Origin of the sequence: Aeromonas dhakensis, from assembly GCF_002285935.1 — a bacterium.
In the GTDB taxonomy this organism is placed as follows: Bacteria; Pseudomonadota; Gammaproteobacteria; order Enterobacterales; family Aeromonadaceae; genus Aeromonas; species Aeromonas dhakensis.
Genome location: NZ_CP023141.1, coordinates 4,522,607 through 4,536,920, shown reverse-complemented (window position 1 = coordinate 4,536,920; position 14,314 = coordinate 4,522,607). Strand labels below are relative to the sequence as shown.

Sequence of the window (14,314 nt, the reverse complement as noted above, 5' to 3'; positions counted from 1 at the left end):
AATAAATGGATCACAACGAAATCCTGACCCAGATTTCGGACGCTCAAAATACTTTCATCCAAAAGAACTCCGCTGAAGTTGAGCAACTGAAATCCCAAGTCCAAGACGCGCTGGAAGTTAAATCACAACTCGAAGCCGCATCCACTTCTATCCAATCCCTGAAATCTGAAATCGAGCAACTCCAAAAAGCTCAAGCCAAAGGAATGAATTCTATGTCTACCCAAGAACCTATCGCTACTCTGAAATTCTCTGATTATGTAACTGCAATGGCCAAAGCCGTTAAAGCAGGTGAGTATGGCGATCAAAAATCAATTCTGAACTCCCAAGATCCGGCATTTGGCCTTGTCTTCCTGCCGATGTATTCCAATGAAATCGTAACTCGTCTGAAAGACGTATCACCAATCTTCCAATATGCAGGCATCAAATCTGTTTCTGGCGTTAATGATGAAACTATGATCAAGATCCGCCTGAAAGAAGGTTCTGAGATCCGCACTGCTGTAGATGAATACAAAGATGGTGCTATTACCGTTAATACCGGTACTGGTTCTTTTGGTGATTACAAGCCTACTTGGACTAAGCTCGAATCCAAACTGGAAATCACCCTGGAATTCGCTCAGGATGGCCAAATTGACGTTGCTTCCCTAATCAATGAAGTACCGCAGCTGATCACCGACAAAGCGTCTTATGTTGCTCTGTACGGCGACAAGCACATGAAAGGTCTGTTCTCTATGTTCAGCTCCAATCTGGCTGATGCTGCTCGTCCATATGACGCTTTCCAGTACTTTGAAATCCCGAAAGACTTTGGTAAAGACTTCGATGTTACTGTAAGCACTATCCAAGCCATGATCCGCTCTATGCCTATGGCATATCGCCGCAACAAGGATCTCCCGATTGTACTAGCCGAAGGCACTTTCGATCAGCTGACTCGCTGCCAGAACAAATTTGGCCCGCTGATCACTGAGCTGTACACCAATGGCTATGATGGCCGTATTCTGGGCCGTCCGTGCATCAAAGACCCGTTCATGCCTGAAATGGATCAACCGGATGCAGTAGTTGCAATGTTTGGTGACTTTGCTCGCGCTGTTCAATTCTACGAAATTGAAGGTGTTCACCTTGTACAAGACGCTGCCCAGAACGGCGGTAATACCCACGTTTATGATTGTATGCGTATGGGTCTGCGTATGAATGACAGCTTTGCACTGAAGGCTCTGAAAACCCCTAAAGCTGCTAAGTAATCTCCTTTTATGGGGCCTCAGGGCCCCATATCTTAAACAACAAGGAGGTTAAATGCAGAGTTTTACTAGACCAGTTAGATTACGAATCTTGACCGAGCATATTGAATGTAAAGAGTTTGAAAAGTGCATTTCAGTTGATGACTTAAAAAACCAGACTTTGATTTTGCATGATGGGATGGATGCACACCTTATTCGCTGTTTAGACGCTGCCTTTGCTTATGTAGAGACATCAACAAATAGAAAGCTACGTTTGCACTACATCCAAAATGAAGTGCAGCTTAAAGGCGTTGATACGTACTTGAGCTTGAAGTATGGCAATCCAACTATACAAGCAGTCTCGTATATTGATACTGGCGAACGGTTAACTGAGAACGTTGATTACTACATTGACAAGAATCGCATTATCTTCAAAGCCAATAACGAGCGTAACGTTCAAGTTGAATACACATCTGGTTATGCAACTAAAGGCCAGTTTGAAGTACCAGCTGATTTGAAACACGCCATCTTGCTAATTGCAGCCACGCTTGTACAAGTACGTTCGGATTTGACTTCTGAAAGCCTTAAACGTGCTGCTTTTAGCTCTACTCAGCTTATGTCAGCTTACGTTCTACTAAGCTAAGGAGGCATATGGATTACAGTCGTTATAATACAGGGCTAACCTTTTATGTTTCTGAAGATGCAGTAGACGAAGAGCTTAATTCAAAGCTAGGTGTAGTTTTAAAGGAAGCATTCAAAACAATAGGCTCCGTCACTTATGTAAAGGTGCAAGAATACAGCTTGAATGAACGTGAGTTAAAGCGTGGGACGATAAGGGTACTTTGGCATCCTAAACTATCGAGCTGCACACACGTAAAGGTACAGACGTACTATGAAAATGAAATCTATAAGATTGAGCTTCAACAAGTGCCGTTTGCAGATGGCGAAGTAGAGATAGCGATCATAAAGGAGCAGTAACATGGCCTCTATGACAGCAACCTACCAAACAACAGGCGGGCCAGAATTGAGCCAGGCATTGACTGATTTAGGCACTGTATTAGGCACTAAGGCAGCAAGAGCAGGCATAAAGAAGGCGATGAAGATAGTACAGGATGAAGTCATAAGTTCAGCTCCTGTAAATACAGTAGTGATAAACGGCGTTCACTTAAAAGACAATATCAAAATAAAAGTCTCTAAGCGAACAAAGAAGATGCAGAAAAAGGGCGTAGATACGTTCTTAACGTGCTCTGTTTATACGACTAAAGCTGTAGGCGCTTATGCGTGTGCAGTTGAGTTTGGCCGTAATGAATACAGCACTATGCGAAATCACTTCTACGGTACACCAGTATCCCCCTATGAAGTCCATGTTGGTGCGGTTCAACCAAACCCATTCATGCGCACTGCCCTCTACAATAATGCCCCTCAAGTAGCTCAAACCTTTATCGATGAAACTTTCAACGAGATTCAAAAGATGGCAGCTAAAGCAAATAGAAAATCTAAGCAAGCGAAACCACAGACGTTCCCATAACATAAGGATACCTTATGCTTGAAGCAGCAATAATTAAAACAATAAAGTCTGCTTTGAAAATAGATGCACACATCGGCTTTAAGCCAGAATCAAGTACAGCTTTACCTGCTGTTGTGTGCATCACCCTTTCAAATAAGTCAGATCCCTTTACCGTTCAAGGTACAAATACCCGAAGAAGCTCAGTTATATCTTTTAAGGTTCTGGGCACTACTGTCCCAGAAGTCATGCAACTCCAATATCAGCTCATAAGGTTATTCGAAGATAGTACTGTTAAAACAGAAAAGGGATATGACTTCACTTATGACATGGTTACTTCGGTTGTTGGTACTAACAACGCTTTCACATCAATGGACTTAACTTGCACCGTTGATGTACATGTCAAATACCTTGAAACCAAAACATTACAATAATAAAAATAAGGAGGCCATATGGCCGTTACTACTACCGCGAAGAAATCCACTGTTTCAACTGAAGGGACTTCCATTTTTATCAACTTCGCTGCTGGTAAAACAGATGCAGAGATTACCACTCTAATCCCGAATACTACTGAAATTGGCGGCTACACTACTACTCGTGAAGTTAAGTCTAAAACTACTACTACCGGCGTTGAAATGAATGCTGTTGGTACTCTGAAGTATGGTGATCGTGAAGTTAAGTTCCTGTTGGGTGATGACAATCGCGCCATTTATACCCAGCTACGTGCTGCAATGAATGATAAAGACAAGTGCACTATTTCCGCTAAGTTCATCGAAGCCGGATATGGCGACATTACTTTTGGCGATCACATCATCACTGAAGTAAACACCCCAAATGCTGGCGGTGAAGGCGAAATGGTTGAAGTTACTTTGAAGCTGAAACCAGCTGGCGCCATTCAAGCCACTTTTAAATAAGAGTTTCCTCGCGATGAGGGTGAGGCTTAGCTAGCTTCATCCTCAATTTTTAAATGCGATTGAAAGGATTCCTTAGTGCAATAAATGCACAGTCGTCAACTTTATATAAAGTTGCGATCTGTATAGAAAATTAGCACGACTCGGTTTAAAGCCAATGATTAAAGCAATAAGACACTAATAATAAAAACAAACGAGGAATGAAAATGGATTTTAAATTTGAAACTATGTATGACCTGCTGCCGGATCTTATCGAATTCAATTATAAAGGGCATACATTTTACTGCCGCGAATTGAGCGCGGACGATTACAAAGCTTATGCAACTCGCTCTATCAAAGCGTCACAATCTAAAAGCTCCGATGAACTGAAGAATGCGCTTACTGATATGACCACTATTGCGCTGAAAGGTGGGCTTGTTAATGCTGATCGCACCCCTGTTTTCAAGAATGATAAACAAGTGCGTGAATTCACTTCCTTGTTTGGTGCTGCTCTAGTCAAGCAACTCGAAGACATTATTACTGAAGACCGTTCTGTACTAGAAAAAAAAAGCTCTGGAGAGCAATCTTTGACCGAGGCGAACTCTACCAGCGAATGAAGGTAATGCGGTTCATGGGGTTCAACTTCGATTCCATGCGTGAACTAAGCCAGCTCGAATATGAAGCTTGTCTTGCGTTAATGGAGCTTGAGCCTATGGATCCGAATTTGCACGGCTTGATATTGCAGAATACAGCCTGTTCTGTACATGTAGGCGGAGGCAAGCTGCATGACAAATTCTATGACAATTATAATAGAAGCTTCACCGTTCCTGATTTTCTGTTAACTGATGAAGAGAGACACGCCAAGATTAAGCGTAAAGCTGATGCACGGCGCGAAGAGCTTCGCCAAATGGCTGGCGTTATTATTGTTGAAGATACACAAGATGAACTAACCCCTGAACCTAAAAAAAGAACGCGCAAAAACAAGAAGGGGCTATAAGCCCCTTTTTTTATAAGAACAAGAAGGAAGTTAAACTTCCCAATATAAGGAAATAACATGGCCGTATATACCGCAGGTACGCTTGCCGTTAATTTGCTTGCTAACTCAGCTCAGTTTGTTGCTCAGATGGGCCAAGCAGGTAAATCAGCGCTCCATAACAGTGCCTTGATTTCAAAAGCAGGCAAAGCAATCGTTACCACATTCAAAGTGACTGGCACTGTAGTTAAACACTTAGCAGCTGGCATCATCGATGACTTCAAATCAATTGGCAATGCAGCTAAAGACATGGCTAAGGCTCTCATTACACCCAGCAACTACCTTAAAGGGCTTGCCGCTGGCGCTGCTGCTATAGGGCTCTATACCGTTGCAATCGCACACCAACGCCTTGAAATGCAGAGAATGGGCGACCAGTACGGGCTAACAGTGAAAGAGGCAAGCGCCTACCACATGCTAGCTACCAGGATGGGCGTTGAGGCTGAGCAGATGATGGATGCACGCTTGCAGCTCATTGTGAAACTACAAGACAAGATTGAAGCTGGATCAGCAGGCTCTAAAGACCGTATGAAGTCCTTCTTGCAAGATACCTATTCCAGTTTGAATGATGCTACTAAACAAGGCGCATTCGATATGGTTTATTCCATGCATGACGCTTTCAACAAAGCCACTAAAGAGCAAGGTGCAGCTTTAGCAGCTGACTTAGCTGATGACATGTCTGATGCTGGTAAATTGTGGCAGTCCATTGCGAAGCTCAGCAAAGACGAAATTAACAAGATCTTTGCTCAAGGTGTAGCAATAGCGGTAGATATGAGCCCAGTTCAAGAAGCTACCGGCAAATTCATGAACTTAAAAAACATTATAGACAGCACAATAATGGGCATCCTGTCTAAGTTTGCACCTCTGTTTTCTATGATGTGCGATGACTGGACTAAAAAGTTAATTGATACTTTTACAGGTAATGGCAAAGACTCTTTGGATCATGGCTTTAACCAGTACGTAAAAGACCAAGCGAATGCGATCTTTCAGTTTGTAAAAGAAACCGTAACTGGCATGGCTAAATTCTTGGATGACTTGAATTTCATGATGGACACTATGAAAGTCGCCATGAATAAAAGCGTAATAATGTCTAATGCATTGGGCATGTTTGGTGTTGATAGACTTACTATCAGCACTGGCAACTTAAACAAGGATGACAAAAAAACTGTTGATCAATACCACACCACAAATAAAGAGCTAACAAAAGCCAATGCGCAAAAGGATTATTTGGATGCTAACCGAAACGCTATAGTCAATGACTATAAAAAGAGCGGCATGGATAATTTAAGTGCGTGGGATAAGTTTTACGGCGAACAGAAAGCAGCTGCTGAACATGCGAACAAACTATCTGAGAGTTTAGATAAGTTAGGCAAGCAAGTAGATATCATCGAAGCTAAACAAATAGCCAAAGGCGATTACCACAGCAATGAAAAAGCCGTAGATGGGGTATTTGAGAAGGCTGGAAAAGTACTCAATGAATCTTTGAATAAACCGCTTGCAAGTGGTGGAGCAAATAATAAGCCGAATGGTAAAAAGAACTTTGCTAAGGATGTTGGGGATGAAGCTGACGCTGATGCAGCTAAAAAGGTATCGGATGCAAACTCAAAAGCTTGGGATGCGTATCTTGAGAAGAAGAAAGACTTTGATAAGAAACTACAAGAGCTAAACAAAAAGTTTAGTTTTGATGAAAGATCTGAATGGCAGCGTAAAACAGCAGATGAAAAGCAAGAGCTTGAAGATGCGTTTCATGACATGCAGCAAATTCGAGTTGATTACTTCACTGATGCCCTTAAAAACGCCAAAGTTGGATCCGCTGAATATCTGAAGATCCGCGAGGATATGCTTAAAGCTGAAAAGGCTCTTCAACTCTCGCACGACATAGCAATGGAAGAGCTTCAAAAACAGCAAGAAATGCGCAGGCTTGAAAGTGCTAACCGCACAATGAAAGAGATAAACGATAAACACGCTGAAGTAATGCGCGGCTTAGGCAAGGATGGCGCACGTTCAATTCAAGGTGGTGCTGTTGGTGCCAATAACAAGCAGCTTGATGAACATGAGCGCATGAAAAACGAGTGGGACAAGCGCATAGAAGACGAGCGCCAGCGTGGTGAGCTCAGCAATGACCAGATGAAGCAGCTTGAAGCACAGCGCGAGGAAGAGCTTAACGCGCACTTGGAGCGCATGAAGGCCCTTAGAGACGCTTACGGCGACACTGTAGTGGATGAAGCTTTCAGGATAGGTACTGCTGTTTTAGACGGTGATATGGAGTCTTACGGTGAGCGTGAGTCTGTGCTGAAGGGTTATAGCAATAACGACCTGGAACGCGCAGGACAGGACCGAGACGCACAGCTCAAGATGTCTAAGGAGCTAGGCGGGCAGTTGATGGAGCAAGCTGCTACACGCTCAAAGAAAGCGTTTGAGCTTAACAAGAAGATGAAGATAGCCGAAGCGGTGATGAACACCTTCGCCGCTGTAAACGCGACAATGGCTGTATGGCCTTTCCCGATGAACATGGTCTTTGGTGGTATGGCGCTTGCGCAAGGCTTGATGAACGTTGCCATGATCAAACAACAGAAATGGCAGGGCCAAGCACACGATGGTATCGACTATGTACCCAACGAGGGTACTTGGAACTTGGCTAAAGGCGAGCGCGTAATGGGCTCCGCTTTGAACAAGGACATGACGGACTTCTTAGCAGCTAATAAGGACGGCAATTTCAGTTCAGGCTCTTCTGTTCAAGTGCATGTCTCAAACGTTACTCAAGGCAACGTAATCGCGAATGACGAGTACGAAGCTGATCTTGTAAGTCGTAACATCGATGCCATTACTAGAGGCGTTCAAAGTGCTTTGAATGATCGTGGTATTAGATTGGCGTAACTTCTGATTTAACTATTGATCTCAAAGTGTAAATAACAAATACAAACGCAGGGGCAATTAATGCCCCTTTTAATAACTATAAGAAGGAAGTTAAACTTCCCAAACAGAAGGAACGAAGTATGTTCGATTTTTTAGCTAAATTATCATATTCGGAGCTTGCTATTATGCTGCCATCAATTGCGGCAGCTTGCTATGGCACATATAAAGCCATGAAGTCTGATGTAACTAAACTGCAAGATCGCGTCACCCAAATGGAGCAAGATAGAGCAGTAGATAACGCTCGCTCAACTAGTAAACTTGAGGCGCATGATGATGAATTAGCCGAACTTCGGAGTGATCGGGATAAGATGGTTACTAGAATGGAAACTATGTTTACTGAATTACGTGCTGATATTAAGCTACTACTACAACGGAAGTAATACCGTAACCGCGTACATGACTACGCTAAGGTAATTACTCCTTGCTCACTTTTGAGGATTTTTCATTACGCGTAATTATCTCGGAATGTCAACCGCAACAATAACAACCTAATATTTTAAATGAGGGTGCTCCTATCTAAGTTGCATCCTCATCTTTTATCTAGGCTATAGAGTCAAGTTTCATATTACATTTCTACCATCTAATATCGCGGAAGTTATAACGAATATAGTTGACTAATTCTGTATGGCTATAAATGAATGATTGCACTAAAGGAGTGATTTTATCCTCTATAAGGCCAATCTGCTCACTGGTGAGGAATCGTTTATTCATTACAATAAATCGACCATTGTCATCGCCTACATAGATATTGAAACAATTTAAATCACCAGAAGACTTACCAAAGGGATAAAATTTATTTCCACTTATATTGCTGTTCATGAAACAATCTAATTCATCGGTGGAAAATATAAAGTTATCCCATAAGCGTGTTAGCTCTTTGTCCCAAAATGGATATGAGTGTGGATTATCTTTTTGAAAATTTTCAAAATATTCGATGACCTCAAACTCCATTGACAATTTATAAGGCAAATTCATTGCCATCCCTCTGAGGGATAAAAATGGAATGTAATTAAACAGAAGATTCAATGAACGTAGGTCCTCCTCATATTCGCTGGTTCTATTCAACCGCCTCGCAATATCTGCTTCATGTTGCTCTTTAATGGATTTTAAATATTCAGTAGGAAAATCAGATGGTCGGGAGTCTACTTTTTTATGATCAATGGAGCACAGCAGTATCAGATTGTCATAGCTATTATCCTGAACTCTATTTATATCACCCCTTGGTCCAGTTGGGCTTTTTGCAATTATATGGGCCATTTCTCCAATGACGACCTCATCTTCTATTACATTTCTTTTACAGATATTGCATTGTCCAGCAGAGAGGCTAAATAACTTTTTGAGATCTATCTGATTAATCGACACTTACATTTCCCTTTTTATGGAAGATATCAATACTTGCATGGTAGGCTGGTAACACCTCGAATTCACAGTCCCTATTCAAGCGATTTTTGTGCGTGAGGTCAACATAATCCCACTGACCACCTTGTTTTAACTACCCCCCAAAATTCCTGTTGAAACTCACAGTGCTCATGGGAGTTAAGTATCGCAGAAAATTTTAACTTACATGCAGAGTTATCATAAGCAAAAGGGACATCTATAACCTTTAGGTGAAACTCAAGTACATTTCCATTAAGTATACTATCAATTAGTGAAGAGGAACTAATTTCACAATCAAATATATGGTTCCCGAATACATCAGATAATATTTCCCAACGAACCTGTTCTAATGCACTGGAAGGAAATTCCCAAAAATTTTCAAAATTGACCATTGGATTGAAATGAAGATTCATTCGTTTTTTTCTGTTTTCATGAGCGAAAACTGTTGCCGTACTAATATGAACAACCATTTTTCCTCTTTAGCGGATTACGCTGCGATATAGAGTTATGCTGTTTTTATCAATCCATTTAATAATCCTATCATAAATACATTTATAACTTCAACGTTAAATTCAAGGGTGATAACAGAGGTTTTCTAATAAATACTGAGCCGAAAACATAAGGAAAGACCAATGACAAACATTGAGCGCAACGATATAAATTCAAATGAAAAACCAAACCCAGATTTAAATTCAGTAAGCACCCAGATTTTGGCTGACATGCAAAGCAGGATTCAGAAAAAAGCTAAGAGGGGTCCAGCAAAAAAGCTCGACTCGGATTCTATAAAAGCAGCCGTTGAACTCTATAACTCCGGTGAGTATAGCCTTAAAGCTGTTGGTGATTACTTTGGTGTTTCGCTTGAGACAATCAGAACTTATGTCCGCGAACATAAGGATAAACAGCAGAGGGATTGAATGACTAGTATTACCACACCACGTTTCATTGAAAGAGTAAAAGCTAACGAAGGAACTAAAGAACACCAAGCTAAAGTAGGCTCATATCGAAATGGCTTGTTCCAGATCTATAAATGCAGCTTGGGCTTTGACACTATCGGTTACGGCCACTTGTGTAGCCCAGCAGAAGTTAAAGCGTATAAAAGCGGGATAACTGAGCTAAAAGCTATGATGCTATTCAGCTTGGACCTAGCTAAAGCAGAGCAACAAGCACGAAAACTATTTTCTATGAATTTGTACCCAGTAGGGGTGCAAGAAGTTCTAGTCGAAATGGTGTTTCAGCTGGGCTCTGGTACTACAAGTAAGTTTAAAAAGTTCAAACTTGCACTTGAGGCCATGGACTACAGCAAAGCAGCTCAAGAGCTGAAGGATAGTGCTTGGTACAAGCAAACACCGAGTCGAGTAAAGGGACACATGTCTGTACTTGAGGCTCATGCTAAAAAGCAATAGTGCGTCCTTTTTTGCTCTGCAAGAAATGCAAGGTTTCCTTATTATAATAAGCTTTCCTTGCATTTCTTGCAGCAAGTAACAACAACAATAAGAGCAGAAAATGCCATCCACTACAAACAACCAAGAATTCTACAACTCCAAGCAATGGGTCAAACTACGCAATGCCTACATGGCAAAGCACGTCCTTTGCTCGCACTGCAAGTCCAACGGCATGATCACTCCCTCAGTGATATGTGACCACATCGAAGAAATAGATGACAACTGGGATAGGCGTTTAGACAAGACGAACTTACAAGCCCTATGCATCCCCTGCCATAACACCAAGACAGCCCAAGCAGCCAAGAAGCGAAGATCCGCAGGCACTCTAAGCCCCAGCGACATGATCAAGTGGATACTAAACAATCGCTAAGCTGATCCCTCTATTAACCCCCGTGCATTCCTCCGAAAAACAAAAGCAACATAAAAGCAGCACTTTTAAGCCATTTTACTGCACTTATTACGTGGCTTTTTAATGAAAACCAGCTTGTTTCTTGCTGCTTTTTGCTGTGTTTGTTTTTGCTGTGCCAATACACGGAGCTTTTTATTTTTATCTAAAGGAGCACAAATGCGCTTTATCAACATCGAACACATACATGGCCTAGCAGTTGAATACAAAGGTGAGCCCATCCTGATTACTGTAAACGCACAGGATCCTAACAATATCATTTTCAATATGCGCCATGCAGTAACAGACAAACATGTAACTCGAAAAGCAGTAAGCGAAATCCTGCTTGGCTTAATGCTGAGGCGAGACGATGAATAACTCCACTACTTACTTTAAACAGCCCAAGCTAGAGCAGATAACAAGCCTGAACTATAAAGTGCTAGAGCCATATACAGTACAAACAAGCTTAATGGCGGTGACAGTCCCTTCTGGCTTCGTTACGGACTTAGCCTCAGTACCTCGCGCACTGTGGAGCATCTTTTCTCCGTTCGGTCTGTATACAGGCGCTAGCGTAGTGCATGACTACATCTATCGCACTAGCACCATTGAATGCACTAAAAACGTAGCTGACATGATCTTCAAAGAGCTCATGCAGCAAGCCAACGTGCCTAACGTGACTATAGAAAGCATGTTTCTGGCTGTGCAAGCATTTGGCCGGAGCTCGTTTAAGCCTAGAAAGTGGAGTCACTTATAAGTACTCCTGAAACAAACCTTGAGAATTAGGCATAAATACAATTGTTATAATAAAGCACGAGCAAAAAAGTGAAGGAACATGATGAGCATTGAAATGATTGAACTGAATTTAGAAATGATGAAGCTTGAATGGTATCAAGCACAACGCAAAAAACAAGCAACAATAGAGCTTCAGCTTGCCCTCTTGCAAGCTAAACGAAATTATGAGGAATAATATGATTACAAACATGAAGAACAAAGGCTCAAACGTACTGACAGATAAAGCAGCAGAACTCCAAAAACTATTTGAGATTGAGCGTGATGAAAAGATTAAACGCGCTATTGAAGAATACAACAAAGATAATGGCATGTTTGATGATTTAGTTGCTGCAACATTCAAGACTGAAGATGAAAATCTTCTTGACCAACGCATACAGCTATCCACTGTATTAGTAGATGCAATGCTTCAAGTTCGGGCAGCCAAGTATGGAGAGTAAAATATATGATTTGCCTCTTGAGCCTTGGGTACAAGAAGCCGCAGAGCAGAATGCTAAAGTATTCGATGAGCTGTGCGAGAACAACGCGCAGTTAGATGAAGAGGATAAGTGATGGTAGCTAGCATGGTTTTATTTGCCATGGCGATTGCCATTACTAATTTCTTTGTATACAAAATTACAAAAGCTAATACAAAGAGGGAATGCTCCATGAAGATTTCTCGCCATTCTATAGAATGCAGCACAATGATGATGGAGAACTCAAAGCAATACCAAAATGCCTTCGATAAGTTGAAAGACTGCGCTTTAAAAAACATTGAGTTAGAAAGTAAGCGAGCAGATATGTGGCATGAACAATGGGAGCTGAGCACGTTACAGTACAGCTTGGCTTCTAGAGGTGTTTCGTGCGCACTAGAGGTAATAACACAAGTGAACAGGCTACAGATGGAGCGAGAGCAAAAAATAGAACTACTCTGTGGCATTTATAACGACCCTACAGGCTTAACGGCTGAAATGTACGGCATCAACTTAGAGAAAAATAAATGAATATCTGGAGCTCAATAAAGAAATTCTTCACCAAAGTAGTCCGAGACGAAGCCTTCCAAAGAACCATTAATGGTCCGCTAAAAGAGGCCACCAATAAAGTGGTCGAAGCTGCTGAACAAGCTGCTGTGGACTACGTGAAAGACAAAGCAATCGAAGAAGTACAGCGCCTAAAACGCTGATATAAAAATCCTTGCGACAGTATCAGACATTTCCGTATAGCCGTAACAATTGAGTCTATGGCAGAATAACCATTTTGCTTAAATGGATACTGCCATGACGCCTGAACAGATGCTTCGATATGGTAAAGGACTAGGGCTTTGGCGTGAGCCAATACCGCAAGAAGCGTGTAAGCCTGTTCCGGTCTTCGCCCATGCACCACCTGCTAAACAGTCCAAGCCAAAGCGCGAAACCGCCGATACCACAAGCGCCACTGAGGTGCATGTGCCTATACGTGTGTACCAATCCAGTACGCGCCCTGGTAAGAACGCCGACGGCAGCACAGCCGAAGATATGCTCTTTGGCGAGTACACAGCTGATCAGATACGCGCCATTGAGACAGTAGGCGGCACCCGTGCCTTTCAAGGTGAGGACATGAGCCCTAACGGGGCTAAAGAGCATTTCGACACATGGCGGCGTGTAGCTGGACGGTATTTCAGTTCAGGCGATCTCAAGATGGTTGTCCTAGCCATGATCGGCCAAGCGCAAGCAAACACAGGCGGTGAGTTCAGGCACCCTGCCCTAACCAAAGCTGTACGTGGCCATCCAAAGACACAAGCGTTTGTGAAGAACATCTTGGATGGCGTGAACGCCAAGATCAAAGCAGAGCAAGGCGATATCAATAAGCTCACGTTGGAAGATTGGCACGGCAGCTACTCAAACAAGCCTAAGCTACCCGCATTCAACAAGCGCTTGGGCTTTGACAGTGACTTGATGGGCGGCCTGACAATGGCAGTGAATGGCGTGTGGGCAGGCGATGCCACCATCACCAAGTTCGAAAGAGCAGGCAATCATTACCGCGCCAATGTGCAAGTAACGTTCTATGACCACTTCGGGCTAGACCTGCCAGACGTTGGGCCTGACCCCACAAATGGGCTTATCAAAGAGTACAGCTTGCTATCTGTTTTCCGTTCGTGGTTTATTGTCCAGCATTTGGACATTTACGCTTATAAGCCCTTTATAACCGTGATGGAAATGAACTACCCGATACAGGGAGAGTGGTAATGCGCTTTATAGTGTTTCTTTTAATCAACCACTTCATTGTGCTTTACATTACGTTGAAGCATAACGAGGGCGAGCTATCCATTGTTCTAATGCTGTATTACTTCCTTTATATCGGTTCGAACATCATAACGGAGATTGTGTTCATCAAGCAACGCAAGTACCTGTACAGTGTCTTGAACGCTCTTGCTTTTGCGGCGATATACTTCCTTGCATAAGGATCCATCGATGATGCACCATCATCGATGGATAAAGCCTGATATCAATAAAGAACAACATATATCTCATAACCAATTTAATTAACCTTCAAAAAAGTGAACCTCTGTGGATATTAGTATTGCTTAGTGGTACATTGCACGAATGTGGCCACGAAACAAGGATGCTTATGAGCTTACAAGATATGAGAGTGGAGGATCTAGCAGACCTGCATTACGCACTAATAACAAGCCCTATACTGAATGTGACGGCAACAACCGTCACATTCAGAGTGGCGTGGGGCCTTGGTAACGCTACATACTTACTTCAAGCTACAGCTATTGGAATTCAAGATGTCAATGACTCGATATCTC

22 protein-coding genes are annotated in these 14,314 nt (G+C 42.4%); 20 read left to right on the top strand and 2 right to left on the bottom strand.

The genetic code is table 11. From position 1 onward, the window contains the following. The first annotated feature begins 5 nt into the window (after positions 1 to 5). The 10 genes from CK627_RS20970 to CK627_RS20930 all read left to right on the top strand — a co-directional run bounded on the left by CK627_RS20970 (position 6) and on the right by CK627_RS20930 (position 7,931). On the top strand, positions 6 to 1,235 hold the full coding sequence (locus tag CK627_RS20970) for a phage major capsid protein (protein ID WP_095593299.1): 1,230 nt from the start codon (positions 6 to 8) through the stop codon (positions 1,233 to 1,235). Positions 1,236 to 1,287: 52 nt separating this feature from the next. Further along, positions 1,288 to 1,854 (top strand): head-tail connector protein, encoded by a 567-nt coding sequence (locus tag CK627_RS20965; RefSeq protein WP_095593298.1) that lies wholly within the window; start codon positions 1,288 to 1,290, stop codon positions 1,852 to 1,854. Positions 1,855 to 1,862: 8 nt separating this feature from the next. Beyond that, positions 1,863 to 2,189 carry a hypothetical protein gene (locus tag CK627_RS20960; RefSeq protein ID WP_095593297.1) on the top strand — a complete coding sequence of 109 codons (327 nt, stop codon included), beginning with the start codon at positions 1,863 to 1,865 and terminating at the stop codon, positions 2,187 to 2,189. 1 nt (position 2,190) lies between these two features. Beyond that, complete coding sequence (locus tag CK627_RS20955; protein ID WP_095593296.1) at positions 2,191 to 2,739, top strand: HK97-gp10 family putative phage morphogenesis protein; 549 nt, start codon at positions 2,191 to 2,193, stop codon at positions 2,737 to 2,739. 14 nt (positions 2,740 to 2,753) lie between these two features. Beyond that, positions 2,754 to 3,149, top strand: a complete 396-nt coding sequence (locus CK627_RS22755; RefSeq protein ID WP_157737214.1) for a hypothetical protein — start codon at positions 2,754 to 2,756, stop codon at positions 3,147 to 3,149. Between the two features lie 18 nt (positions 3,150 to 3,167). Then, positions 3,168 to 3,629: a hypothetical protein gene (locus tag CK627_RS20950; protein ID WP_095593295.1), complete on the top strand. Its 462-nt coding sequence runs from the start codon at positions 3,168 to 3,170 to the stop codon at positions 3,627 to 3,629. A gap of 203 nt (positions 3,630 to 3,832) precedes the next feature. Further along, positions 3,833 to 4,222, top strand: coding sequence for a hypothetical protein (locus CK627_RS20945; RefSeq protein WP_095593294.1), 390 nt, complete (start codon positions 3,833 to 3,835; stop codon positions 4,220 to 4,222). A gap of 14 nt (positions 4,223 to 4,236) precedes the next feature. Further along, complete coding sequence (locus CK627_RS20940; RefSeq protein WP_157737213.1) at positions 4,237 to 4,602, top strand: hypothetical protein; 366 nt, start codon at positions 4,237 to 4,239, stop codon at positions 4,600 to 4,602. Between the two features lie 57 nt (positions 4,603 to 4,659). Continuing rightward, a complete protein-coding gene (locus CK627_RS20935) occupies positions 4,660 to 7,512 on the top strand; it encodes a hypothetical protein (RefSeq protein WP_095593292.1) in 2,853 nt (950 codons plus the stop codon). A 119-nt stretch (positions 7,513 to 7,631) separates the two neighbouring features. Next, on the top strand, positions 7,632 to 7,931 hold the full coding sequence (locus CK627_RS20930; RefSeq protein WP_095593291.1) for a hypothetical protein: 300 nt from the start codon (positions 7,632 to 7,634) through the stop codon (positions 7,929 to 7,931). A gap of 193 nt (positions 7,932 to 8,124) precedes the next feature. Here the strand turns inward: CK627_RS20930 and CK627_RS22750 are convergent, their stop codons facing one another. Next, a complete protein-coding gene (locus tag CK627_RS22750; RefSeq protein ID WP_157737212.1) occupies positions 8,125 to 8,913 on the bottom strand; it encodes an HNH endonuclease signature motif containing protein in 789 nt (262 codons plus the stop codon). Between the two features lie 98 nt (positions 8,914 to 9,011). Then, entirely contained in the window at positions 9,012 to 9,398 is a 387-nt protein-coding gene (locus CK627_RS22745; RefSeq protein WP_157737211.1) for a hypothetical protein, read from the bottom strand. Positions 9,399 to 9,560: 162 nt separating this feature from the next. Between CK627_RS22745 and CK627_RS20920 the strand changes: the two genes are divergently transcribed. The 10 genes from CK627_RS20920 (at position 9,561) to CK627_RS20880 (ending at position 13,748) form a co-directional block, all read left to right on the top strand. Then, entirely contained in the window at positions 9,561 to 9,842 is a 282-nt protein-coding gene (locus tag CK627_RS20920; RefSeq protein WP_095593289.1) for a hypothetical protein, read from the top strand. After that, a complete protein-coding gene (locus CK627_RS20915) occupies positions 9,843 to 10,331 on the top strand; it encodes a glycoside hydrolase family protein (protein WP_095593288.1) in 489 nt (162 codons plus the stop codon). Positions 10,332 to 10,431: 100 nt separating this feature from the next. Beyond that, the gene (locus tag CK627_RS23220) at positions 10,432 to 10,740 is read left to right on the top strand and encodes an HNH endonuclease signature motif containing protein (protein ID WP_095593287.1); all 309 of its coding nucleotides are present in this window, start codon (positions 10,432 to 10,434) and stop codon (positions 10,738 to 10,740) included. Between the two features lie 195 nt (positions 10,741 to 10,935). After that, positions 10,936 to 11,133 carry a hypothetical protein gene (locus CK627_RS20905; protein WP_095593286.1) on the top strand — a complete coding sequence of 66 codons (198 nt, stop codon included), beginning with the start codon at positions 10,936 to 10,938 and terminating at the stop codon, positions 11,131 to 11,133. Then, on the top strand, positions 11,126 to 11,509 hold the full coding sequence (locus CK627_RS23215) for a DUF1353 domain-containing protein (protein ID WP_095593285.1): 384 nt from the start codon (positions 11,126 to 11,128) through the stop codon (positions 11,507 to 11,509). Before CK627_RS20905 ends, CK627_RS23215 begins: the two co-directional genes overlap by 8 nt. 78 nt (positions 11,510 to 11,587) lie before the next feature. Next, the gene (locus CK627_RS23175; protein ID WP_302476476.1) at positions 11,588 to 11,722 is read left to right on the top strand and encodes a hypothetical protein; all 135 of its coding nucleotides are present in this window, start codon (positions 11,588 to 11,590) and stop codon (positions 11,720 to 11,722) included. 13 nt (positions 11,723 to 11,735) lie between these two features. Beyond that, complete coding sequence (locus CK627_RS20895; RefSeq protein WP_157737210.1) at positions 11,736 to 11,984, top strand: hypothetical protein; 249 nt, start codon at positions 11,736 to 11,738, stop codon at positions 11,982 to 11,984. A gap of 111 nt (positions 11,985 to 12,095) precedes the next feature. Beyond that, positions 12,096 to 12,527: a hypothetical protein gene (locus tag CK627_RS20890; protein WP_095593283.1), complete on the top strand. Its 432-nt coding sequence runs from the start codon at positions 12,096 to 12,098 to the stop codon at positions 12,525 to 12,527. After that, on the top strand, positions 12,524 to 12,706 hold the full coding sequence (locus CK627_RS20885; protein WP_095593282.1) for a hypothetical protein: 183 nt from the start codon (positions 12,524 to 12,526) through the stop codon (positions 12,704 to 12,706). Before CK627_RS20890 ends, CK627_RS20885 begins: the two co-directional genes overlap by 4 nt. A 94-nt stretch (positions 12,707 to 12,800) precedes the next feature. Beyond that, complete coding sequence (locus tag CK627_RS20880; RefSeq protein ID WP_157737209.1) at positions 12,801 to 13,748, top strand: DUF3289 family protein; 948 nt, start codon at positions 12,801 to 12,803, stop codon at positions 13,746 to 13,748. Positions 13,749 to 14,314 lie beyond the last annotated feature (566 nt).

Excerpts from the sequence above, each read along its gene's own strand:
- CK627_RS20970 (WP_095593299.1), top strand. The coding sequence starts at position 6 with ATGGATCACAACGAAATCCTGACCCAGATTTCGGACGCTCAAAATACT.
- CK627_RS20965 (WP_095593298.1), top strand. The coding sequence starts at position 1,288 with ATGCAGAGTTTTACTAGACCAGTTAGATTACGAATCTTGACCGAGCAT.
- CK627_RS20960 (WP_095593297.1), top strand. The coding sequence starts at position 1,863 with ATGGATTACAGTCGTTATAATACAGGGCTAACCTTTTATGTTTCTGAA.
- CK627_RS20955 (WP_095593296.1), top strand. The coding sequence starts at position 2,191 with ATGGCCTCTATGACAGCAACCTACCAAACAACAGGCGGGCCAGAATTG.
- CK627_RS22755 (WP_157737214.1), top strand. The coding sequence starts at position 2,754 with ATGCTTGAAGCAGCAATAATTAAAACAATAAAGTCTGCTTTGAAAATA.
- CK627_RS20950 (WP_095593295.1), top strand. The coding sequence starts at position 3,168 with ATGGCCGTTACTACTACCGCGAAGAAATCCACTGTTTCAACTGAAGGG.
- CK627_RS20945 (WP_095593294.1), top strand. The coding sequence starts at position 3,833 with ATGGATTTTAAATTTGAAACTATGTATGACCTGCTGCCGGATCTTATC.
- CK627_RS20940 (WP_157737213.1), top strand. The coding sequence starts at position 4,237 with ATGGGGTTCAACTTCGATTCCATGCGTGAACTAAGCCAGCTCGAATAT.
- CK627_RS20935 (WP_095593292.1), top strand. The coding sequence starts at position 4,660 with ATGGCCGTATATACCGCAGGTACGCTTGCCGTTAATTTGCTTGCTAAC.
- CK627_RS20930 (WP_095593291.1), top strand. The coding sequence starts at position 7,632 with ATGTTCGATTTTTTAGCTAAATTATCATATTCGGAGCTTGCTATTATG.
- CK627_RS22745 (WP_157737211.1), bottom strand. The coding sequence starts at position 9,398 with ATGGTTGTTCATATTAGTACGGCAACAGTTTTCGCTCATGAAAACAGA.
- CK627_RS20920 (WP_095593289.1), top strand. The coding sequence starts at position 9,561 with ATGACAAACATTGAGCGCAACGATATAAATTCAAATGAAAAACCAAAC.
- CK627_RS20915 (WP_095593288.1), top strand. The coding sequence starts at position 9,843 with ATGACTAGTATTACCACACCACGTTTCATTGAAAGAGTAAAAGCTAAC.
- CK627_RS23220 (WP_095593287.1), top strand. The coding sequence starts at position 10,432 with ATGCCATCCACTACAAACAACCAAGAATTCTACAACTCCAAGCAATGG.
- CK627_RS20905 (WP_095593286.1), top strand. The coding sequence starts at position 10,936 with ATGCGCTTTATCAACATCGAACACATACATGGCCTAGCAGTTGAATAC.
- CK627_RS23215 (WP_095593285.1), top strand. The coding sequence starts at position 11,126 with ATGAATAACTCCACTACTTACTTTAAACAGCCCAAGCTAGAGCAGATA.
- CK627_RS23175 (WP_302476476.1), top strand. The coding sequence starts at position 11,588 with ATGATGAGCATTGAAATGATTGAACTGAATTTAGAAATGATGAAGCTT.
- CK627_RS20895 (WP_157737210.1), top strand. The coding sequence starts at position 11,736 with ATGAAGAACAAAGGCTCAAACGTACTGACAGATAAAGCAGCAGAACTC.
- CK627_RS20890 (WP_095593283.1), top strand. The coding sequence starts at position 12,096 with ATGGTAGCTAGCATGGTTTTATTTGCCATGGCGATTGCCATTACTAAT.
- CK627_RS20885 (WP_095593282.1), top strand. The coding sequence starts at position 12,524 with ATGAATATCTGGAGCTCAATAAAGAAATTCTTCACCAAAGTAGTCCGA.
- CK627_RS20880 (WP_157737209.1), top strand. The coding sequence starts at position 12,801 with ATGACGCCTGAACAGATGCTTCGATATGGTAAAGGACTAGGGCTTTGG.